This window comes from Chelatococcus asaccharovorans (assembly GCF_003201475.1).
Taxonomy (GTDB): Bacteria; Pseudomonadota; Alphaproteobacteria; order Rhizobiales; family Beijerinckiaceae; genus Chelatococcus; species Chelatococcus asaccharovorans.
On record NZ_QJJK01000010.1, the window covers coordinates 244,213 to 264,738 of the forward strand.

18 protein-coding genes and 3 pseudogenes are annotated in these 20,526 nt (G+C 64.5%); 5 read left to right on the forward strand and 16 right to left on the reverse strand.

Annotation, left to right across the window (positions count from 1 at the left end; translation table 11 throughout):
* Positions 1 to 29 precede the first annotated feature (29 nt).
* The 8 genes from phnE (C7450_RS23380) to C7450_RS23415 form a co-directional block, all read right to left on the reverse strand.
* Positions 30 to 896, reverse strand: a complete 867-nt coding sequence (gene phnE / locus C7450_RS23380; RefSeq protein ID WP_110376871.1) for a phosphonate ABC transporter, permease protein PhnE — start codon at positions 894 to 896, stop codon at positions 30 to 32.
* Positions 896 to 1,816, reverse strand: coding sequence for a phosphonate ABC transporter, permease protein PhnE (gene phnE, locus C7450_RS23385; RefSeq protein ID WP_110376872.1), 921 nt, complete (start codon positions 1,814 to 1,816; stop codon positions 896 to 898). The genes phnE (C7450_RS23380) and phnE (C7450_RS23385) overlap by 1 nt, the downstream gene beginning before the upstream one ends.
* A gap of 56 nt (positions 1,817 to 1,872) precedes the next feature.
* Positions 1,873 to 2,784: a phosphonate ABC transporter substrate-binding protein gene (gene phnD, locus C7450_RS23390; RefSeq protein WP_110376873.1), complete on the reverse strand. Its 912-nt coding sequence runs from the start codon at positions 2,782 to 2,784 to the stop codon at positions 1,873 to 1,875.
* Between the two features lie 28 nt (positions 2,785 to 2,812).
* A complete protein-coding gene (gene phnC, locus C7450_RS23395) occupies positions 2,813 to 3,619 on the reverse strand; it encodes a phosphonate ABC transporter ATP-binding protein (protein ID WP_110376874.1) in 807 nt (268 codons plus the stop codon).
* 308 nt (positions 3,620 to 3,927) lie between these two features.
* Complete coding sequence (locus C7450_RS23400) at positions 3,928 to 5,952, reverse strand: PAS domain-containing hybrid sensor histidine kinase/response regulator (protein WP_110376875.1); 2,025 nt, start codon at positions 5,950 to 5,952, stop codon at positions 3,928 to 3,930.
* A 210-nt stretch (positions 5,953 to 6,162) separates the two neighbouring features.
* Positions 6,163 to 6,522, reverse strand: coding sequence for a hypothetical protein (locus C7450_RS23405; protein WP_245450071.1), 360 nt, complete (start codon positions 6,520 to 6,522; stop codon positions 6,163 to 6,165).
* A gap of 91 nt (positions 6,523 to 6,613) precedes the next feature.
* Entirely contained in the window at positions 6,614 to 7,738 is a 1,125-nt protein-coding gene (locus C7450_RS23410; RefSeq protein WP_110376876.1) for a zinc-dependent alcohol dehydrogenase family protein, read from the reverse strand.
* Between the two features lie 186 nt (positions 7,739 to 7,924).
* On the reverse strand, positions 7,925 to 8,518 hold the full coding sequence (locus tag C7450_RS23415) for a phosphoenolpyruvate hydrolase family protein (protein WP_170147388.1): 594 nt from the start codon (positions 8,516 to 8,518) through the stop codon (positions 7,925 to 7,927).
* A 208-nt stretch (positions 8,519 to 8,726) separates the two neighbouring features.
* Here C7450_RS23415 and C7450_RS23420 point away from each other — a divergent pair, with 208 nt between their 5' ends.
* Genes C7450_RS23420 through C7450_RS23430 form a run of 3 tightly spaced genes read left to right on the forward strand, consistent with a single transcriptional unit; the run spans position 8,727 to position 12,302 of the window.
* Positions 8,727 to 9,365 carry a cupin domain-containing protein gene (locus tag C7450_RS23420; protein WP_110376878.1) on the forward strand — a complete coding sequence of 213 codons (639 nt, stop codon included), beginning with the start codon at positions 8,727 to 8,729 and terminating at the stop codon, positions 9,363 to 9,365.
* 1 nt (position 9,366) lies between these two features.
* Positions 9,367 to 10,437 (forward strand): Gfo/Idh/MocA family protein, encoded by a 1,071-nt coding sequence (locus C7450_RS23425; protein WP_110376879.1) that lies wholly within the window; start codon positions 9,367 to 9,369, stop codon positions 10,435 to 10,437.
* Positions 10,438 to 10,445: 8 nt separating this feature from the next.
* A complete protein-coding gene (locus C7450_RS23430) occupies positions 10,446 to 12,302 on the forward strand; it encodes a phosphoenolpyruvate hydrolase family protein (protein WP_146227471.1) in 1,857 nt (618 codons plus the stop codon).
* Positions 12,303 to 12,558: 256 nt separating this feature from the next.
* Here C7450_RS23430 and C7450_RS23435 read toward each other — a convergent pair whose 3' ends face one another.
* Positions 12,559 to 12,999: an SRPBCC family protein gene (locus tag C7450_RS23435; protein WP_110376881.1), complete on the reverse strand. Its 441-nt coding sequence runs from the start codon at positions 12,997 to 12,999 to the stop codon at positions 12,559 to 12,561.
* A gap of 222 nt (positions 13,000 to 13,221) precedes the next feature.
* A pseudogene (locus C7450_RS23440) lies at positions 13,222 to 13,506 on the reverse strand (phosphoenolpyruvate hydrolase family protein); the annotation flags it as partial.
* 4 nt (positions 13,507 to 13,510) lie between these two features.
* On the opposite strand from C7450_RS23440, the pseudogene C7450_RS23445 reads away from it, so the two are divergent.
* Positions 13,511 to 13,744 (forward strand): annotated as a pseudogene (locus C7450_RS23445) (integrase core domain-containing protein); the annotation flags it as partial.
* Between the two features lie 63 nt (positions 13,745 to 13,807).
* On the opposite strand, the gene C7450_RS35030 reads toward C7450_RS23445, so the two are convergent.
* The gene (locus tag C7450_RS35030) at positions 13,808 to 14,089 is read right to left on the reverse strand and encodes a redoxin domain-containing protein (protein ID WP_110376883.1); all 282 of its coding nucleotides are present in this window, start codon (positions 14,087 to 14,089) and stop codon (positions 13,808 to 13,810) included.
* On the opposite strand from C7450_RS35030, the pseudogene C7450_RS23455 reads away from it, so the two are divergent.
* Positions 14,063 to 14,173: pseudogene (locus tag C7450_RS23455) on the forward strand (IS481 family transposase); the annotation flags it as partial. The gene C7450_RS35030 and the pseudogene C7450_RS23455 overlap by 27 nt on opposite strands.
* A gap of 200 nt (positions 14,174 to 14,373) precedes the next feature.
* Here the strand turns inward: C7450_RS23455 and metC are convergent.
* The 5 genes from metC to C7450_RS23480 form a co-directional block, all read right to left on the reverse strand.
* Positions 14,374 to 15,585, reverse strand: coding sequence for a cystathionine beta-lyase (gene metC, locus C7450_RS23460; protein WP_110376884.1), 1,212 nt, complete (start codon positions 15,583 to 15,585; stop codon positions 14,374 to 14,376).
* A 144-nt stretch (positions 15,586 to 15,729) separates the two neighbouring features.
* A complete protein-coding gene (locus C7450_RS23465; protein WP_110376885.1) occupies positions 15,730 to 16,596 on the reverse strand; it encodes an ABC transporter permease in 867 nt (288 codons plus the stop codon).
* 1 nt (position 16,597) lies between these two features.
* On the reverse strand, positions 16,598 to 17,539 hold the full coding sequence (locus C7450_RS23470) for an ABC transporter permease (protein ID WP_110376886.1): 942 nt from the start codon (positions 17,537 to 17,539) through the stop codon (positions 16,598 to 16,600).
* A gap of 1 nt (position 17,540) precedes the next feature.
* Complete coding sequence (locus C7450_RS23475; protein WP_110376887.1) at positions 17,541 to 18,722, reverse strand: M24 family metallopeptidase; 1,182 nt, start codon at positions 18,720 to 18,722, stop codon at positions 17,541 to 17,543.
* Positions 18,719 to 20,308: an ABC transporter substrate-binding protein gene (locus C7450_RS23480; RefSeq protein WP_110376888.1), complete on the reverse strand. Its 1,590-nt coding sequence runs from the start codon at positions 20,306 to 20,308 to the stop codon at positions 18,719 to 18,721. Before C7450_RS23480 ends, C7450_RS23475 begins: the two co-directional genes overlap by 4 nt.
* Between the last annotated feature and the right edge of the window lie 218 nt (positions 20,309 to 20,526).

The following is a 20,526-nucleotide window of genomic DNA, read 5'->3' on the forward strand; positions in this document are numbered from 1 at the left end:
CGGAGCAAGCTCGAAAGCGCCGGCGTGGCTTAAGGCGTCGCTGCGGGGCGCGGATCGATGATCCGCATCCTGAGCCAGCCCGAGGCGGTGTCGATGGCAAAGACGGCCAGGACGATCAGAAAGATGATCGACCACGCCTCCTGCCAATGATAGGCGCGTATCCGGTCGGAGAGCAGAAAGCCGATGCCTCCGGCGCCGACGATGCCGAGGATGGTGCTGGAACGCACGTTCGACTCGAACTGGTACAGCGCCGCCGACAGCATCACCGGCAGCGCCTGTGGCAGAATAGCGTAGCGGATGGTCTGCAACGGCCCGGCACCAACCGCTCGCACGCCCTCGACCGGTCGCGCCGAGGTATTCTCCATCGCCTCGGAATAGACCTTGGCGAGCGTGCCGACCTCCGACACCGCGATGGCCAGCACGCCGGCGAGTGGGCCGAGGCCGAAGGCGCGGATGAACACCAGCGCCAGGATGATCGTCTCGACCGCCCGGAGCGTGTCGAAGCCGCGCCGGCTGGCGAGGCGCAGCCACGGCATCGGAACGATCACGCGGGCACCGAGGAACGAGAGCGGGAAAGCGACGATGGCGCCGATGAGCGTTCCCATGAACGCCATCGCGATGGTCTCGCCGAGGCCGCCGAGCACGCCGCGCCATTCGTCCCATGTCGTCCAGATATAGGGCGGCAGCATGAAACTTACGACGTCGCCGAGCCGCCCGAGGCCATGCCACAGCCGCTGTGGGCTGAAATCGAAGGCATAGAGGCACCAGGTGAGCGTACCGAGGAGGATCCCCACCGTCGTAGCGATCGCGAGGCGTTGACGCCGGGGCAGCCGACGCGCCGTCTCGATCTCGGCGATGATGCCCTCGATGGGCGGGCGTGTCGGAACGAACAACATCAGCCGAGCCCTCCCTTGCCGGTGAGGCCGATAATGCGGTGGCGCAATTTTTCGCTGGCGGAGTCGATGACGACGACGGTGACAAGTATGATGACGAACAGCGCCGAGAGATCGGTGTATTCCTGCATCGAGATGGCCGTGCGGATTTCCTGACCCAGCCCGCCGGCACCGACGTAGCCGATGACCGACGACGACCGCACGTTGATCTCGAAGCGCAGCAATGTGTAGCTGATGACGTTCGGGATCACCTGCGGCACCACGCCGTAGCGGATCTCGTCGAACCAGGTGCCGCCAACGGCGCGGATCGCCTCCGCCGCGCGAAGATCGACATTCTCGTTGGCTTCGGCGTAGAGCTTGCCGAGCGACCCCGTGGTGTGCAGGCCGATGGCGAGCACGCCGGCGAGCGGGCCGACGCCGAAGGAGAACACGAAGATCAGTGCCCAGACGAGGTCGGGCACGGTGCGCACCACCTCCAGGAAGCGTCGTGCCACATGATAGGCGATGCGGTTCGGTGCGAGATTGCGCGCCGCCAGAAAGCTCAGAAGAAAGCCGCCGACGACGCCGATCAGGGTGGCCATATAGGCGATGAGGATCGTCTCGCCGAGCAGCCTTGCCCAGGTCGGCCAGCGCCAGAACCACTCGCCGAGGTCAGCGCCGAGCGTGCGCCAGTGCAGTATCGGCACCGTCTTTGCCAGATAGTCGCCGAGCCGTGGCAGGCCGATGAGGAGCTTCCAGCCGGCGACGCGCTCGCCCGACGGCAACGACATCTCGTTGACGTCGAAAAAGCCGCTGAACTGCGCCGCCGCCAGTGCCGCCAGCGCGAAGGCGACGACGGCCAGCGCCTGCGTACGCCGCTGTCGCGTGCGCGTTGCCGCAAACGCGATCTCGAAATGCTGGGCGGCCAGCGAAATGTCGGTCATGGCGGATCCGGGGCGTGTCGCGCCGGCTTGGCCGGCGCGGGGAGCTGTGGACGAGGTCAGCCGGCCCGGCGCTGCTTCTTCTGCCAGGCGCGCATGTCGATGATCCACTGGTAGCGCGGATGGTCGACCTCAATATAGGCCTTTTGCGTCGCCGTCGGCCCGCCCATGACCGTCTTGAACACGTCCGGCGCCTTCGTCGGCATGGCGAGATACGCCGCCTTCAGCGCCGCCATCAAATCCTTCGGCAGATCGGCGCGCGCCGTCACCGGGCCGTTGGTGATCTCCGGTGACTGCCAGATCCAGCAGGCTTCGCCGGCCTTGATCATGCCCTTCGACAGCATGCGCTGCGGAATGCCGTTCGTCTCATTGTTGATGTAGGTGGCGGCAGCGTCGAACTGCTTGTTGACGACGCCGATCACGCCCGCCTCATGCGAGCCGGAGAACGGGATGTCTTTGAACGTGGTCTTCGGGTCGAAGCCCTGCTGTACCATGTTGAAATACGGCACCATGTAGCCTGAGGTGGAATCGGGGTCGGCGAAGGCGAGGACCTTGCCCTTCAGGTCGGCGAGCGATTTATAGCCGCTGTCGCAGCGCACGACGACGACGGAGTAATAGCCGGTCGAGCCGTCCTGCTCCTGCGTCGTCACCAAGGGCACGACATTGCCGTTCGATTCCGTGTAAGCGGCGGCGTAGGCGGCCGAGCCGAGCGAAGCGACCTCGATCTGTCCCGACGCCAGCGCCTGGATGACGCCGTCATAGCTGCCGGCCGTGAAGATCTCGACGGGAACGCCGAGTTCCTGCTCCAGATACTTCCTGAGCGGCTCGACCCGCGCCATGCGATCCTTTTCATTCTCGGCCGAGGTGACGCCGAGCTTGACCTGTTTGTAGCTGTCCTTCCAGTCTCCGGCGACGGCCGGGGCGGCGAGGAGAAGGGTGAAGACGGCGATTGCGAGGCGGGCTTTCAGCATGGGTCGTATCTCCAGGGGAGCTCTTGGTTCAGGCGGTTTCCAGTTGCCGGACCGGCGGCAGTTCGGTCGAGGTGATGGCCTCGTCAATCGCGCCGCCGACAGCGCTGTCGCCGTAAGTGTCGGCGAGAACGGCGCCCGTCAGACCGTCGGGCGCGCCGTCGAACTGGATGCGGCCGTCGCGCATGGCGACGATGCGGTCGCAGTAGCGCCGCGCTGTGTCGATGGTATGCAGATTGACGATGACCGTGATGCCGTCCTCGCGGTTGATGAGTCGAAGCGCGTCCATGACCCGTGCCGCATTCGCCGGATCGAGCGAGGCGATCGGCTCGTCGGCGAGCAGCAGCCGCGGCGACTGCACCAGAGCGCGGGCGATGGCGACGCGCTGCTGCTGGCCGCCCGAGAGCGTGCCGGCGCGCTGCAACGCCTGCGGCGCCAGATCGAGACGGTCGAGGGCGCGGATGGCCGTCGCCCGCTCCGCGGCGGAGAACGCCCGCGCCATTGACGAGCCGAAGCCGTGATGCGCGAGGCGTCCGACCAGCACGTTGGTCAGTACATCCATGCGCTCGATGAGGTTGAACTGCTGGAAGATCATGCCGCACGAGGCCCGCCACAGCCGGAGGTCGCGGCCGGTGAGGCGCGTGACGTCCGTGCCGTCGAAGGCGATACTCCCGCCGGTCGGCTCGATCAGCCTGTTGATCAGGCGCAGGAACGTGGACTTGCCGGCGCCGGAGCGGCCGATGACGCCCACCATCTGCCCGGTCGGAATCGACAGCGACAGGCTGTCGACGGCAGCACGCCGGCCGAAAGTTTTCCGCAGGTCGTTAACGACAAGCATGTGGTCGCTCCCCATCCCCCCACGAAACCAAGCAGACTTGTGTGTCACATCGTGTGCAGTTTCGTGTCGCTTCGACGACGGCGGCACCCTTCAGACCACCTCGCGCATGCGATGATGACGCGATGTTCCGGCCCGACCGGCTCAGGGCAAGGGCTGCATGGTGGGGGAAGCATTGTTCCCGACCTCGTGAGCCGTTCTCCCCCGCTAGAGCAAGTCCGTCTTTTGCGGACGTGCTCCACTCAAAAAAATGACGAGAAAATTCATCGGCTTAGATGGCATCAAACGATTCCATCTAAGCCGGATTTGCTCTAGGTATCGCGACCGGGATTTGTGAGATGCGCGAGGAAAGTCCGGATCTCCTCGGGAGAGAAAGGCTTTTCGAGCACGGGGCAACCCGAATCTGCCAGAAAGCGTCCAGCCAGGGGTCCAAGCGTGTCGCCCGTCACGAAGCCCACCCGGTCGGCCAGAGGCGCGTACTGTTCCCGCAACCAATCGTAGAAAGCCGGGCCGTCGCCCGATGGCATGCGGATGTCGCAGAGGATGGCGTCAAAACGCCCGCCCCACGTTTCGATCTTGGCCTTCGCATCCTCGCCGTTCTGCGCGCGGGTCGTGACATAGCCGATACGACCGGCCACCTCCGCCAGGAGTTCCGCGATCGCCGCGTCGTCGTCGACGATGAGGACATGGTACGCAGGCATCGCCCGGGCAGCAGGCGCTAAGGTCTCGCGGATCGCCTCGCCGCCCTGAAGGGCAGGCTCGTATGGCAAAAGAAGGGTAAAGCGCGCACCGCCTTCTGGGGCATCATCAAGCCTCAAGCTCCCGCCATGGGCCTCCACCAGGCCGCGCGACACGGCCAGCCCGATGCCGGTCCCCGCCCCTTGCGGTTTGGTCGTGAAGAATGGGTCGAAGATGCGCCCCCGGATCGCTTCCGGCACGCCGGGCCCATTGTCGTCGACCGATAGCGAAACGGATCCGGCCTGCCGGTCGACTGCGATGCGCACGATGATCTTGCGATCCTCACCGCCCGCCTGCTCCAGCGCCTGCTGCGCATTGACGAGAAGATTGAGCACGACCTGATGGATCTGGTTCTGATCCAGCAAGAGCTTCGGCAGGTCTTCAGGCCAATCGCGTTCGATCGCGATGCCTGACGCACACATCGTATAGGCGAGAAGCTCCAGGGCCTCCTCGACGACCGCTTCCAGCCGTGTCGGCGTACGCTCCGCCTCCCGCTGGCGGGCGATCGCGAGAAAGCTGCGTACAATCCGCGCACAGCGATCGGCGGCCGTCGCGATCCGATCACAGCGCCGGGTCAGGTCATCCGAATCCGCGACGGCGAGGTTCTCCATCGCCTCCCGCAACATCATGGTCTGGCCGGTGACGATCGAGAGCGGATTGTTCAACTCGTGGGCGACGCCGGCCAGGAGCGATCCGAGCGCAGCGAGCTTTTCCTTCTGGTACAACGCATTGCGCTGCGCGCGGATCTCGGCCTCGGCCCGCTTCGCCGCCCGAAGATCGCGGATATGGGCGGCGAAGAGACGTCGACCGACGAGCGTGACGTCGGTGATGGTCAGCTCGATCGGGATCGTTTCACCCGTCGACAGGAGCGCAGGCAGTTCGAGACGTTTCCCGAGGACGCGGCTCGCGCCGGTCATGAGAAGGGATTTCAGGCCACGCTGGTGCGCGGCGCGATGTTCCGGCGGGATGATGAGGTCCGCGATCGGGCGGCCGATCACCGCATCCCGGCAGTAACCAAAGATCGTTTCAGCCGCCGGATTGAAATCGACGACCAATCCATCGCCGTCAATGACCACCACGCCATCAAGTGCCGCACGCACCACGGCCGCGTGATGGGCTTCCGTTGCCTTTTGCAAAGCCACCTGCTCGGCGAGCTCCTGCTCGCGCAGCTTCAGGTCGGTCAGGTCGCGGGCGATGCCAATGAAGCCGACGATCGCGCTATCCGCTGTCCGTCGATAGGGCGTGACCGTCTCCTGCACGTAGCGGCGGCCCCGTGACCCATAGTCGACCCACCCCTCCCAGCGGATGGCTTCGCCGCGGTGCAACCTGTCGACCTGCGCGAGGCCCGGTCCGAGCGCGGCATCGCCGAGAACCGCGCGAATGGACCTGCCGACGAGCTGCGCCTCTGTAAGGCCGACAAAATCCAGGAATTCCTGGTTCGCGCAGCGGCAGACATAGGCCGCATCGACGAAAACCGCCCGACCCAGCACGCTGCTGAAGGCTGTTTGCAGCAGTTGCGCTTCGCTCGGTTCGAATGCGCCGAGGCACCCGCTCGCCCGCTCCGGTTCGCCTTCGCGGAGTTCGGACGATGAGTTCATGAGCAGTCCTTCCAAAGGCAGAGATCGCTGCCGCGACCAAGATCGGCGCGAATTTCCCGAGCGATTCAGGCCTCAGCTTGTCAGCGATGGGAAGCAGGCCGGATTTTCGATCGCGACGGAGGATCCAGCGTCCAGAACATCCGCGCGAGACCTTGCGTGCAAACCGCAGCGACACGGCCGATTCGTGGCGCGGCGCAGGGTCCCGGAGGGCTATTCCGCAGGCACCACACGCAACGGCGTCGCATAGGGCTCGACCCTGAGATTGCCTTGAGCCTGCACGCTGATCTTCGACAGCGGCGCCTGCTCCAGTTCGCCGTCCTTCGCCTTGCGAACGGCATAACGCCACACCGTCAGCGAACCACGCTCACGAAGCGCCTTGCCGATCGCGGCGGCATCGCTGCCGAGCGCTGCGTCTTCCTTCGTGAGCCCAACGACGATTTCGTCCTTTTCAGACACGATCGTGAAGAGCTTGGTCGCCTGCCCGGCCGGAAATGCGGGACTGACAGCGGTCATGAGCACGCCCGCCATCATTGGGACGGCGAAGGCTCGGCTTTTGATGAAATGGAGCATCGGTTGGTTATTTCCTTGTCTCGTCCGCCAGCGCTCTGCCGGTACCCGTTTCGGACGTGTCTGCGTCAAGTTTCAGTCAGGTTTCTACAGATTACATCGTTATGACATGCCTGATGGTGCGTCCTTCATGAAGTGCATCAAAACCTTCGTTGATTGTCTCAAGGCTGGAAGAGCTCGTCCAAAGCTTGTCGACGGGCAGCTTTCCCCGCCGGTAGAGCGCGATGAAGCGCGGAATATCGCGGGTGGGGACGCAGGAGCCCAGGTAGGAGCCCTGCAGCCTGCGCTCTTCGGCAACGAGGCGCGTGGGTGAAAGCGACAGCGTATGGTTCGGATTCGCGAGGCCCGCCGTGGTCGTCGTCCCGCCCCGACAGGTGATCTGAAAGGCGAGGTCGAGCGCCTTGACGGAACCCGCCATTTCAAAACTGTGATCGACGCCGCCACGCGTGAGCGCACGGATGGCATCAACGACGCCTTCTTCACCGGCATTGAAAACGTCGGTGGCGCCGAGATCGCCGGCGCGGGCGAGCTTGTCCCGGGACAGGTCCACGGCAACGATCCGCGAGGCACCGGCAGCGACGGCGCCCAATAGGGCGCTCAATCCGACACCGCCGAGACCGACGACCGCGACCGTCTCTCCCGCCTTGACCTTGGCAGAATTCACCACGGCGCCGACGCCGGTCAGCACGGCGCAGCCGAAGAGAGACGCGATTTCGTAGGGCACGTCCGTGTCGATTTTCACAAGCGAGCGTCGCGACACCACCGCATATTCGGCAAAGGAGGACACGCCGATATGGTGATGGATCGGCTCGCCCCCGACCGAGAGTCTGCGACCGCCGGCCAGCATCTCACCGGCCGCATTCGCCGCAGCCGCCGGCTCGCATAAGGCCGGGCGCCCCTCTGCGCAGGGCATGCAATGCCCGCAGGACGGTACGAAGACCATGACCACCCTGTCGCCGCGAGACAGATCGTCCACGCCCGGCCCGGCCCCGACGACTTCGCCGGCGGCCTCGTGGCCGAGAACCATCGGCACCGGGCGAGGACGATTGCCGTCGATGACCGAAAGGTCCGAATGGCACAGGCCCGTCGCGCGGACGCGGACCAAGACCTCGCCGTGCCCTGGTTCATCGAGTTCGACCTCCTCGACAGTCAGTGGCCGGCTCAGCGCGAACGGCGCGGAAACCGGGCTTGCCCGCAGCACGGCGGCACGCATTCTCATGGCGGTTCCCCTTTGGCGTTCGCGCTCGGCGCGCCTGCGCCACCGTGCCGGCATCTGGCTCCAGGGCGCCGATTGACCGGCCGGGCCGCTCCAGCGCGCCGCACGTGGCAACGTCGGTATCTACAATTCTTATACTGCGCTGCAAGGATAGGGATAGCCGCTTGTGGATGGCGTGCCATCCGTGTCTCATCGAATGAAGCTGAAGGGGTGCCCCGGCCCCTCGTGGAGTACGCAGGCTCCGTTGCCGCCGGCGCGGTCATCGCCCGCCCTCACGCACAGCGCCGCACGGAATCCTTGCCGTCGTGCCTTGTCGAGGAACCGCGCCTCGGCCTTGGCATCGAAGCCGAGCGAGTCCAGCGTCTGGGCCGTCGCCCCGTCAAAGAAGGTGATGCTGGGGAGGTTGACGATCGCATCGACGCCGCGCCGTCGCAAAAGTGCGAAGAGCCCGTCCTGAGAACGCAGGCGGTCGAGGGCGAAGACGCCGAAATAGCAGCGTTCCCGCTCTGCCGGCGAGGCGATGAAGGTCCAGTCGCCTTCCAGATAGGCGTTGCAGTCATGGATCGACAGGGCAGCAAGCCAGGGGCCCGCCTCGAGATCGAGACCTTCGAGCCAGGGGCAGATGAGGAGGGTGTCGTCGCCCAGGAAATCGGCGTCGCGCGGCAGGCGGTCAAGGAGACGGCAGGGCCGCGTGACGGTGCCACCCTCCATCAGACCACCCTCCATGAGCCCGCCCTCCATGAGCCCACCATCCATGAGCCATTCCGCTCCGCTTGAGCTCATGGGATCCTCCCCGCGATCGGGCGTTCTCCGCCTTCCCAATTTTACCCAGCTTACACAGGCCATCGGCTTCACTACAAGCCGAGGACCTGAGATAAGCGGTTCCACGCTGGCGACCATGACCGGCGATGAATGACGCTTCGGGGGGAAACAAGGATCGCGCCGGATCGGGCGCGGCAGGCACCCGGCCGAAGTGATTGCGGAGGTTGCGATGCCCGTCTACCGCCACGATGAAGCCCCGCCACCCTGGTGCGAGCTCAAGGCGTTCGAGATCATTGACCTGAAGCCCGAGGATGCGGTGTCCCGCCGCCGGAGCCATGCCAGGACGCGCCTGCTCTGCACGCTCGGCACGGCCCAGGTCTTCGCCGGCGGCGGCTCCTTCGTCCTGAAGGAAGGACAATTCGCGGACCTCGATCTCCTCGGCGGAGACAAGGGGTGGCAGGTCAAGCCCGGATCCCCCGCAGCCCAGGTGGTGGCCCTGTCCGGCGACTGGGGCAAGGACCTTGGCGGCTGCGGGATCTTCCGGGTCGCGGAAGACCCGGCCGCGACAAATGCCGGTGATCCCGTGAATTACCCCAAAAAGACCCGGGTCGATTCCCACTATCACGATTGCGACGAGTACTGGATCCTTCTGGAGGGCCGCGCGACCGTCGTGGTCGGCGATCAGACAATGGACATGCGCCCCGGGGATTGCGTCAGCATCGGCATGGGACATCACCACGACATGCCGCTGGCGCCAGAACCCATCAAGGCGGTGTTCTTCGAGACGACCCTGCAGCGCGACAAGCGCATCGGCCATCTGTGGAACCACACGCACGGCATCGCTGAGCCGCATCCGGAGAGAATTTGACATGACGAAAAAGGTCATTCACGTCGGCGTCGGCCTCTTCGGCAGCCGCTGGTGCAGCACGTGGCTCGAGCCGAATATCGCCGATGGCACCGTGGAGGTGATCGCGGTTGTCGATATCGACCCCAAGGCGGTCGAATTCGGACGCAAGGTCCTCAGGCTGCCGCCTGAGCGCGCCTATACGGACCCCCGCGCCGCCTTCGCCAATCACGCGGGGGAAGCCGATTTCTGCACGGTCGTCGTGCCGCCGAACCACCACGAGGCGATCGTCGACCTCGCCATCGAATTCGGCATCGACATTCTGTCGGAGAAGCCGATCGCCGACACGATGGAGGGCTCGGCCCGCATCGCGCGCAAGGTGAAGGCGGCCGGCCGCAAGATGGCCGTTACCATGAGCCACCGTTTCGACCAGGACAAGACGACGCTGCGGCAGATCGTGCGATCGGGCCAGATCGGCCGCGTCAATAACATCAGCTGCCGCTACTTCGCGGATATGCGCGAGCACATGGGCTGGGGCGCCCTGTTCCGGCATACCATGCAGGACCCGCTGATGATCGAGGGCGCGGTGCACCATCTCGATCTCGTCGCCGACCTCGCCGGCGCCCGATGCGAGACCTTGACGGCGAGCACCTGGAAGCCGGACTGGGCCGAATATGCCGGCGACACGGACGGCATCGTCATGATGACCTTCGCCAACGGCGTGCGCGGCGTCTATGAGGGCTCGTCCTCCGCCGCGGTCGGGCTCAACGACTGGACGAAGGAGTATATCCGCGTCGACGGTGAACTCGGCACCGCCATCCTCAACAGCCGCGAGATCGAGGTCTTCACCCGCAGCGCTCTCAAGCGCCAGCGCTGTCGCGAAGGTCAGGGCCAGAAGATCCAGTTGATCACGCAGAACAAGTGGCTCAACACATGGCTGATCGAGAAATTCTGCGCCTGGCTCGACGGTGGCCCGGAGATGGAGACCAATGTCGCTGACAACCTCCAGGCGGCCGCGCTGATCTTCGCGGGCATCGAGAGCGCCCGGCGCGGGCAGACCATCCATGTGCAAGACTACATCCGCTCCTTCGGCTGAAGGCTGAAGTGGCCAGGGACGAGGTCCGGCCCCATAATGCCCCCCGCGAAGAGGGACTTCAGGAGGGCGCGCTGCAGGAAGCCCTGTATCGATTGAGGAGTGAGCTTGCGGTGACGCGCGGCGCGCGTCGCCGTTTTCTCGTCGGCGCCGCGATCGGCACGGGCATGGCGGCGCAGTCGGCCACGCGCGGCGGGGCTGATTTCCTCATCGCGCTGTCGGCGGGGCGCATGCGTTGCATAGGCGAGCCCTCGATTGCCGCCATGCTGCCCCTGCGCGACAGCAATGAATTCGTGATGAGCTTCGCGCCGACGGAGATCCTGCCGCGCGCGACGGTTCCCGTCTTCTTCGGCGCGGCCTCTTTCGATCCGCGCCTTGACCTCGATGCCCTCATCGAGCGGATCGCGGCCGGCGGGTTCGGCGGCATCGCCAATTTCCCGACGGCCGTGCTGATTGACGGCGCTTACCGCGCCTTCCTGGAAAAAAGCGGTGTCGGCTTCAACCGTGAGCTCGATCTCCTGCAGCGCGCGAAGGCGCAGGGCCTGGCCACCCTTGCCTATATCCAGAACGAGGCGGAAGCGGCGCAGGCGGCCGCTGCGGGAATCGATATCGTCAACATCGATCTCGGATGGAACGTCGGTGGTGTTCTTGGCGCCAGCTCCGATCTCCGGATTGAGGAAGCCGCACTCATCGCCAATCGGATCGCGCAGCGGGTGCGCACGGAATCGCCGACGACGCGCTGCGTGGTCGAAGGAGGGCCGATCGTCAGCCCACGGCAACTCGAGGAGTTCTGCCAGATCGCCGAGGTCGATGGCTATATCGGGGGCTCGACGATCGATCGCGTGCCCTCCGAGGCCGCCATCGAGGTGGTGACTGCGGCCTTCAAGGCCATCGGCGTCCTGCGCCAGACCGTGGAGGGCCTCGAGTCCAATCGTGACAAGCGGCGCTTTCCATTGGCCCTATGGGGACACTCCCGCGCGGCCGAGGATGCCCGGGCGATGTTTGCGCGCCTCGCCGGCACGGATCACCCGGTGGTGCTGGTCGGTGAGACGGGCTCGGGCCGCCGGGATGTTGCCCGGGCGCTCCACACCGCGGGGACCCGCAAGGCGCGCGATCTCGTGGTGCTCCAATGCGCCAATCAGCCATCGGAGCGGCTGCGGCTCGACCTGTTCGGCTGTATGGCGGGCGCCCATCCCGCCATCGCCAAGACGAGGCTCGGCTGGCTTGAGATCGCCCATGGCTCGTCGCTCATGCTCGATGACGTCGACATGTTGCCGCCCGACGTCCAGTCCATGATGATCGAGGCCGTTGAAAGCGGGCGCTTCTGGCGCATGGGCGGCGACAACTCGATTGTCCTGAACGTGCGTTGCCTCGGCATTGCCAAGCAGGACCTGCGCAGCCTGCCGGATACGGCGGCCGATCCGCGTTTTGCCGAATGGCTTGGCTGCTTCACCATAACCTTGCCGCCACTGCGCGAGCGGCTGGAGGATCTGCCGACCCTGATCGAGGAAGCCCTGCGCGCCATCGAACGACGGCGTGCCGGGCAGCGCAAGACCCTCGACGCCTCCGCCTTTCGCATGCTGGCCGACCACGCCTGGCCGGGGAACCTGCGAGAACTGATTGCCGTGCTGGAGCGCGCGGCGCTCGCGGCGCCCGGGGAGGTGATCACGGAAAAGCATCTGCCGCCGCTGAGCACCGACCGTGCCGCCATGGGAAGCTTCAAATCGGAAATGGACTGGATCCTCCACGGCCTGAAGGAAAACCGTTTCCGCCGCGGGCGCGCCGCCGCCTATCTCGGCATCTCGCGCAAGACGCTCTACAACAAGATGCGCGCCTATGGCCTTCTGGCCTCGGGCAGCGAGCGCTGAGCACGAAGCAACATCCCGTCATTCCATCCAAACACAGCACGCTCTCGGTTCAATCGACATTCAGGACATGCTGTAAGAGTTACCACTGTCATCACCGGGCTTGTCCCCGAAATCGGGTTGACCCGATTTCGGCCATGGGTCGGGAACGCGGCAACAGCCGCGTTCCTATGATCCCGACAGGAAAGGCGCCTCGATACGTCGGAATGGCCGGGACAAGCCCGGCCATGACAGCGAAAGCGCTGAATGTCGATTGATCCTACCGCGCCTTGATGGCCTTCTCCAGGGCGACGATTCCCGCTGCGAAGGTATCCTGTCCGACCTGCTGGCGAATGCGCGCCTCGTCCTCCGGGCCGACGTCGAAGGTGGCGTACCATTCCACGAAGGTCTTGTTGCCTTCGGTAATGGGCTTGACCGCGAAAGTCGCCACATAGTTCTCGATCGGCATCGGCGAGACGAGGATGTTATAGGTGAAGCTGCGGTCGAGATCGGAGAAGGACAGCAGACGTTCGCGCAGGTGGCCGCCTGCAGTCGTCGTGAAATTACGGACGCAGCCGACCTGATCACTCGACTTGCCATCCTCGACGTCGCTTTTCGCAATCAAGGGATGCCATTCGCCGTGACCATTATAGTCGCGCGCATAGGCCCAGACCTTGTCGATGGGCGCGTCGATGATACCGCTGACATAAACTTTGGCCATCGCGTTTTCTCCCGCAGTCTTGTTGCTCGAATAGATTCGGTTCGTTCCAGGATCTCCAGAGCAAGTCCGTCTGTTGCGGACTTGGCTCCGCTCCAAAATTAACGAGCAAATTCAGCGGCTCTAGAGCATTTTCGAGCGAAGTGGACACCGGTTCGCGTGAAGAAAATGCGCTAAAACAAAGACATGGAGCATTTTCGCGATTCGGAGAAACGCGAAAATGCTCTAGGACACGTCGCCGCCCGTGCGACGGATCGTCTTGAAATGCCGCGTCTGCTCGGTGAGCGCGATCTCCGAGGGCAGGCGCTCCATGCTGCTGGCGCCGTAGAAGCCATGGCAGGCCGGGCATTGGTCGAGCACATAGCGCGCGTCCTCCGGTGTGGAAATCGGCCCGCCGTGGCACAGGATGATGACGTCGTCGCGAACAGCACGTGCAGCGGCCGCAATCGCGGCGATCCGCGCGACGCAATGGCTCCGCGCGCCGACTGGGGCCCCTTCCTTCCCGACGTGCTACGGCACCGAGCTGGTCAGCCGGGCGGTTCTCGCCTTCTGCGAGGAGACCGCCATCGAATGGCACTACATCGCCCCGGGCAAGCCGATCCAGAACGCCTTCGTGGAGAGCTTCAACGGCCGCCTGCGTGACGAGTGCCTCAATGAGCACGCCTTCGCCTCGCTTGCCGAGGCGCGGCGGATCATCGAGGCTTGGCGGATCGGCTACAATACCGTCCGACCCCATACGAGCCTCGGTGGCTGATCGCCGTCGATGTTCGCAAGCCGGTCCCATGAGGACCAAAGCCCAGCCGGACCTAACTTATAACCGGCAGGAAAATGGGGAGCACGTCACGTTGGCCGAGACGAAGCGAATGATGCCTTGCGGGTCCACGATGAATGTCGCGCGTAGGGCGACGCCTTTCTCCGGGTGGAGGACGCCCAATGCCATGCTCAGCTCGCGCTTGATTTCTGCGAGCATCGGAAGGGACAGGTCTCTCAAGCCTTCATGGTTCTGCCGCCAGGCGAGATGCACAACGGCCCTACAGCCCGCTACACCACGCATATGTTTGCCATGCGCTGCCGGGAGAACGGGATCGAGCATCGCTTCGCCAAGATCAATCACCCGTGGACCAACGGGCAGGTCGAGCGAGTGAACCGAACGATCAAGGAGGCGACCGTCCGGCAGCCGCGGCGAAACACATGGACACGCGGAAGCAGGATTTGTCCTCCGCACGTGCGTCGATATGCTGCCACCAGGTTAGTGAACTGTCCGGGTTCCACAGTTCGTCAATCAAACATCAGAGGGACGCGCGAAACCTATTGACGGAGTGAGACCGCTCGCTTCGGCGGCTTTCGGTGATAAGGAAGGACGACCAGATCGGGTTCCTAAGTCTTGGCGGATAAACCAATCAGCAAGCGCTTAAGGTCCGCCTTCAGGTCATCGATGCATTCTAGTCCGATGCTGAAGCGGAGCAAACTGAGACCTCCGTTCCACGGTCGCACCGTTCGCGCGCTTGCAATATCCATAGGGGCAACAATGCTGCGCGTTCCTCCCCAGGATGCGCCGATGGCAAAGAGGCGAAGACGGGAGAGGGCAGTCGGGATTACGGGGGCATATCGCTGCTCGATGACGACGGTGAAGACACCGCTCGCGCCGTGAAAATCCCGTCGCCACTCCGCATGGCCCGGCGAATCTAGAAGCGGCGGATAAAGTACCCGCTCGATGCCCGTCTGGTCCTGCAGCCAATGGGCGAGGTCGTTGGCGGCGGCTCCCGAACGCTCCAGCCTCACGGCGAGCGTTTCCAAACCGCGCAGCGCGAGTGAGCAATCGTCAGGCGAAACGCCGAGCCCCCAGAGCTTGAACGCATCCTTGAGCCGCGTGAAGAGCGTGAAATCGGTGACGGCGACGGAGCCCATAAGCAGGTCGGAATGCCCACCCATGTATTTCGACACCGCCTCGATCGCGAAGTCGGCGCCGTGCGCCAGCGGCTTGAAAAGAAGAGGCGTTGCCCAGGCATTGTCGCAAGCCACCAGGACTCCGCGGGCCTTTGCAGCCGCGACGATGGCCGGGACATCCTGCACCTCCATCGTCGTCGAGCCGGGCGATTCCACCAGGATGAGCCGCACCGAGGCGTCGATCAATTCGGCGATGCTGGCCCCGAGCAGAGGGTCGTAGTAGGTCGTGGTGATACCGACCGAGGTCAGATACTGATCGCAGAAACTGCGGACCGGGGGATAGACAGTATCGGGAACGAGGACGCTTTCCCCCGGCTTCAGAAAGGCGGCCAACACGAGGGTGATGGCGGAGAGGCCCGACGGTACGACCAGTGCATGGGCCCCGCCTTCGAGGGCGGCGATCTGGGCCTCCAGCGTTCGGTTCGTCGGCGTGCCATGCAGGCCGTAGCTGTAGCTGTCGGGCCCGTGATTGTTGCGATTCAGATAAGCTTCGGCATCGGGAAAGACGATTGTCGAGGCGCGATGGATCGGAACCGTCAGGCTGGCAAAGCCATCAGCGGGCGCCATCGAACGGGCGATACAGAGTGTCTGGTCGGCGAGAGACGCGGCCTGGTTCGCGGACGGTTCAGTGGGATCAGCCATGGCAGGCCCTTCGGTTCAACGTGGTGAGGCGCACGCGCTCGGGTGGAGCCCCCTGAGGGGCGCACGCCAAAAGAGGGGAGCGGCTCCCGCCCCAATATGCCGCTTGAGCGAAATGGCCCGGCGGGGACCGCCGATTGTGCGATATCACGTGCCCCGCATCCGCGGGTCGAAGCGATCGCGGAGACCATCGCCGATCATGTTGACCGCCAGCACCGCGCAAGACAGGAATATCGCGGGAAAGAACACGAGATAGGGCTTGATCTGCCAGAGGGCCCGGCCTTCGGCCATGATATTGCCCCAGGATGGAATGTTGGGCGGCGTGCCGGCGCCGATGAACGACAGCCCGGCCTCGATCAGCATGGCATGAGCGAAAATATGCGTGCCCTGCACCATCAGCGGCGCCAGCGTGTTGGGCATGATGTGGCGAATCATGATCCACGTCAGGGGCAAACCGGTTGTGATGGCTGCGTCGACATAGGTCTGCTCGCGTGCCGTCAGCACGGCGCCCCTCACCAGCCGGGCGACACGTGGCAGCTCTGCAATTGTGATAGCGAGAATCACGTTCTGGACCGAGCCGCGCGTCAGCGCCGTGAGCGCGATGGCAAGAAGGATCGAGGGGATGGACATCAGCCCGTCCATTATCCGCATGATGACGCCATCGAGCCAGCGCACAGAGCCGGCGACCAATCCGATGACCAGGCCGATCACCACGGAAATGACCGCGACAGCCGAGCCAATGACCAGCGAGACACGCGCGCCGTAAACGACGCGGGAATAGACGTCGCGGCCGAGCATGTCGGTGCCGAACCAGTGGGCAGCCGAAGGCAACGCTGCGCGCGGACCGGCCGCCAGCTGCCCTGGATTGACGGTGCCAAGCCAGGGGGCGGCGAGCGCCATGACCACCAGGATAAGAACCACGACGACACTGATTGACATCACGGGATCGCGCCAGATGAACAGACCCGCGACACGGCGCAGCACCGGCGGAGATGTTTCAGAAATCGCGCTCATGTCAGTACCGAATCCGCGGATCGATTAGCGTGTAGATGAGGTCAACGGCCAGGTTGACGAGCACGTAGACCATGCTGAACATCAGGACGACGCCCTGGATGACGGGGTAGTCGCGGCGCAGGATGGCATCGACCGTCAGTCGCCCAAGGCCGGGAATTGCAAATACGCTCTCTGTAATGACCGAACCGCTGATCAGGAGCGCGACACCGATGCCGACGACGGTCACGACCGGCAGGGCGGCATTCTTGAAGACGTGAAGCGACAGAATCATGAACTGATTGAGCCCCTTGGCGCGGGCGGTGCGTACATAGTCCTGCGCCAGCGCTTCCAGCATGGCGGCGCGGGTGATCCGCGCGATCAGCGCGATATAGGCGCTTCCAAGCGCCATCGCTGGCAAGATGAGATTGCGCAGGAACGGGCCAAGTCCCTGCGATATGGGGGTGAACCCCTGTACGGGCAGCCATTTCAGCTGCACCGCAAAAACATAAGCCAGCGAATAGCCGACGACGAATACCGGCACCGAGAAGCCGAACGCCGCGAAGGTCATTACGCATTTGTCGGTCTTGGTGTTGTGCTGCCAGGCCGCCAGGATCCCGAGTGGGACCGCCAGGCCGACAGCAATAATGAGGGTCAGAACCATCAGCGACAGGGTTGGCTCGATGCGCTGCAGGATCAGCTGCGACACGGGGAGATTGCTGAAGATCGAGGTGCCGAGATCGCCGCTGAGGATCTGCCCGATCCACTCCAGGAAGCGCACCAGGAAGGGTCGGTCGAGGCCAAGGCTCGCCCGGACGAGCTCGACCTGTTGCGGCGTAGCCTGTTCGCCCGCGATGACCGCGGCGGGGTCGCCTGGAGCGAGATAGAGCAGGCTGAAGACGACAATGGCGACAACGAGCATAACCGGGATCGTGTAGATGATCCGCTTCGCGGCATAGAACAGCATGTCAGCAGCCCCCACAGGTTCGCAGGTCGGCAGGCAGCGTCGTGATAGGCGCAAAGCCCGACGCCGTGATCTCGACCATGTCCTCGCTCATCAGGCCGCCCCAGTCCTGTTCATAGAAGGGGGTCTCGATACACAGCACCATTCCGGCCTCGAGGGCCGTTTCGTCGCCAGGTGCCAGGCGCGGCTGTTCGTTGGCCTCGATGCCGATGGCATGGCCGCAGTGCTGCCGGCGATAGGCGGGGAGCCCGGCGCGGCGGGTTGCACCGACAGCGATCGCGAACAGGTCGCAAGCCCTTGTCCCGGGCCCGAGCGCTGCCCGTTCCGCTTCGAGACCCGCAGCGGTAGCGTCGAAGCGCTGGCGTTGCAGGGGGGAAGCATTTTCGATGACACCCGTGCGCGCCACGTCGGCCCAATAGCCGTCATAGGTGCAATCGAGATCAAGCCGCAGAAGATCGCCTCTCTCAAGCAGGCGCGATGACGGGAAGGCGTCCACAAGTCCGGAACGCGGACCGGAGGTCACGGCGATCGCGCGTGGAACGCCGCCACCCGCGACAATCGCCTGCGTCACCACCGCCGCGATCTCGCATTCGCTGACGCCCGCCTTGGCAAGAGCAAAGGCGGCCTCGACACCCTCTTCCAGGAGCATGGCGGCCTTCCGGATCCTCGCGATCTCGCCCGGCAGCTTCGTGCGGCGGGCCGCGATCAACGCCGGCCGGGCATCAGGACAGCTCTCGTCGACCGGCAGCGTTCGCCAGGCATGGCCGGTGCGGTCGACGCCAAGGCGCAGCCCAGGGGCAAGGCCGTGCAGGGCCGCTGCTAAGGCCTCACCGAAGCTCGGGACCGAGTCGCGGCAGAGCGCGATACCGCTTCTGCCGCGCGTCTCGACAAAGAAGGTCCCGTAGCGGAACAGGCATGCGGGATCGCCGAGGACCTCCAGGGCAGGCGGCGCGTCCGCCGCGCCCAGAACGAGCGTGGCCCCATCACGCGTCGCCACCGCGGCAACCGCATAATGCCGGCTCATGTCGTGGGCCATGCTGCGATAGCCGGTGAGGTACCCGACATGGTCGGGATCAGCGGTCACGATGGCATCGAGATCGCGCGCCTCGTCGAACACCTTTTGGCGGAGCAGGCCAGCGAGCTGGCTTGCGTCCGCATCCCGACCGCGAGAATGATCCGTTATCATCCCTTGGACACGCCCCAGAACAGCGGCACTGGGCTCTTGTTCATGCCCTTCAACTCGTTGCGCCAGGCGCTGTACTGGAAGTACTGGCCGAGCGGCGCCCAATGGCCTGTCGTCAGCGCCTCGCGCTGCATATCGGCCGCGATCTGTTTCTGCTCGGCAAGATCCCCGGAGGCGAGCCAACGGTTGCGCAGGCTCTCCAGCTTGGCATTCGTCGGCCAGCCGTAAAAGCCTTTCTCGCCAATACCGCGCAAGATATTCGGGCTCGCCGGATCGCTGAAGTCGAGGAAGCCATTGCCTGCGGTAATGAACATCGACCACCCCCCCTTGTCGAGCGGCTCCTTGCTCAGGCGCCGCTGGTAGACCGTGTTGAGGTCCATGGTGACGTCATCGACATTGAAGCCGACCTCGGTGAGGCGCGCGGCCACAACCTGCATCATGGGCCCGTAGAAGGGATGATCGCTCGCGTGAAGGCCTACGAGCCGCTCGTTGTTGTAGCCGGCCTCCTTCAGCATCGCCTGGATCTCGGCCTTGCTCTTCGGCGGCGTGCCGAGGACGTCCATCGCAGCATCGTTGGCCGAGGGCGTACCGGGTGTGAAACAGCCGATGGGGGCCTTCCACAGGTTGTCGTCGCCCATGGTGAGGCGCATCACCGAGGTCTGATCCACCGCTGCAAGAATCGCCCTGCGGATCGCCGGGTTGGCGGTCGGGCCCTGCAGATGGTTGAAGATCAACTCGCCAATGAGGCCATACTGGTCGAGACGATCGACCGAGACGTCCGCGCTCGTCTTCAGGAGCGGGAGCACGTCGGGAAGCACCTGGTCGATCCAGTCGACCTCGCCCGTGATCAGCGCCGAGGTTGCCGTGGACACGTCGGGAATCGACCGCCATTCGATGCGATCTACCAGCGCTTGGCGGCCGCCAGCTGTGTAACTCGCCGGTTCTTGGCGGGGCTGGTAGCGATCGTTGCGCTCGTACACGGCGCGTCCGCCGGGAATGTATTCACCCGGGGCGAACCGGAACGCGCCGCTGCCGATCGCCTCCTTGATCGATTGGCTGGGGTCGGTGTTGGCCAGATATTCCGGCATCGTGCTCGGTGTCGCCTTGGCGATCAGCCACAACGCGGCCGGGAAGGGCTGCTTGAGACGCAGAACCACCGTGCGATCGTCCGGCGCCTCGAGAGACTCTGTGCGATCCGCTAGGGTGATGCCGTGCGGGACGCGCTTCATCCAGCGCTTGAGCGACGCCACAACATCGGCGGCGCGTACCGGCTCACCATTGTGGAAGACGAGGCCGCTGCGCAGTTTGAAGGTCAGGCGCTTGCCGTCATCGTCGACCAGGTGTCCCTCGGCCATCTGCGGCTGCGGCGCGAGATTGGCGTCGAGGCCGTAAAGCCCCTCGTAAATCAGATAGGCATGATTGCGCGTGGCAACCGCCGTCGACACGATCGGGTCGATCGAGGCGAGATCCGCAAGAGGCACGAACCGCAGCACTTTGGCGGGCTTGGTCTGCGCGAAGACCGTCCTCGCGCCGAAGGCAGAGCCCGCGACAGCCGCGCTGCCGAGTGAAAGAAATGTCCGCCGTTTCATGGCACTTCCCCTTGGATTTGATCGGATGGCCCCATATCCGGGGATCCGTAGTTGTCCTCATCGGACGCAACCCTCGCTTATAAGGGCGCTTCACGTGCCGGGGCCGTGAAAACACGCCTGTATCGACGCTGGCCGGCCTGTGTCCGTGATGAACAGTTCACGATGAATCTACGTTTCAATCATGGATTTCTTATTCTGTGTCCAACGTAAGCGATGTT

Excerpts from the sequence above, each read along its gene's own strand:
- C7450_RS23475 (WP_110376887.1), bottom strand. The coding sequence starts at position 18,722 with ATGATAACGGATCATTCTCGCGGTCGGGATGCGGACGCAAGCCAGCTC.
- C7450_RS23400 (WP_110376875.1), bottom strand. The coding sequence starts at position 5,952 with ATGAACTCATCGTCCGAACTCCGCGAAGGCGAACCGGAGCGGGCGAGC.
- C7450_RS23410 (WP_110376876.1), bottom strand. The coding sequence starts at position 7,738 with ATGAGAATGCGTGCCGCCGTGCTGCGGGCAAGCCCGGTTTCCGCGCCG.
- phnC (WP_110376874.1), bottom strand. The coding sequence starts at position 3,619 with ATGCTTGTCGTTAACGACCTGCGGAAAACTTTCGGCCGGCGTGCTGCC.
- C7450_RS23480 (WP_110376888.1), bottom strand. The coding sequence starts at position 20,308 with ATGAAACGGCGGACATTTCTTTCACTCGGCAGCGCGGCTGTCGCGGGC.
- C7450_RS23405 (WP_245450071.1), bottom strand. The coding sequence starts at position 6,522 with ATGCTCCATTTCATCAAAAGCCGAGCCTTCGCCGTCCCAATGATGGCG.
- metC (WP_110376884.1), bottom strand. The coding sequence starts at position 15,585 with ATGGCTGATCCCACTGAACCGTCCGCGAACCAGGCCGCGTCTCTCGCC.
- phnE (WP_110376872.1), bottom strand. The coding sequence starts at position 1,816 with ATGACCGACATTTCGCTGGCCGCCCAGCATTTCGAGATCGCGTTTGCG.
- C7450_RS23420 (WP_110376878.1), top strand. The coding sequence starts at position 8,727 with ATGCCCGTCTACCGCCACGATGAAGCCCCGCCACCCTGGTGCGAGCTC.
- phnD (WP_110376873.1), bottom strand. The coding sequence starts at position 2,784 with ATGCTGAAAGCCCGCCTCGCAATCGCCGTCTTCACCCTTCTCCTCGCC.
- C7450_RS23435 (WP_110376881.1), bottom strand. The coding sequence starts at position 12,999 with ATGGCCAAAGTTTATGTCAGCGGTATCATCGACGCGCCCATCGACAAG.
- C7450_RS23470 (WP_110376886.1), bottom strand. The coding sequence starts at position 17,539 with ATGCTGTTCTATGCCGCGAAGCGGATCATCTACACGATCCCGGTTATG.
- C7450_RS23465 (WP_110376885.1), bottom strand. The coding sequence starts at position 16,596 with ATGAGCGCGATTTCTGAAACATCTCCGCCGGTGCTGCGCCGTGTCGCG.
- C7450_RS23425 (WP_110376879.1), top strand. The coding sequence starts at position 9,367 with ATGACGAAAAAGGTCATTCACGTCGGCGTCGGCCTCTTCGGCAGCCGC.
- C7450_RS23415 (WP_170147388.1), bottom strand. The coding sequence starts at position 8,518 with ATGAGCTCAAGCGGAGCGGAATGGCTCATGGATGGTGGGCTCATGGAG.
- C7450_RS35030 (WP_110376883.1), bottom strand. The coding sequence starts at position 14,089 with ATGCTCGATCCCGTTCTCCCGGCAGCGCATGGCAAACATATGCGTGGT.
- phnE (WP_110376871.1), bottom strand. The coding sequence starts at position 896 with ATGTTGTTCGTTCCGACACGCCCGCCCATCGAGGGCATCATCGCCGAG.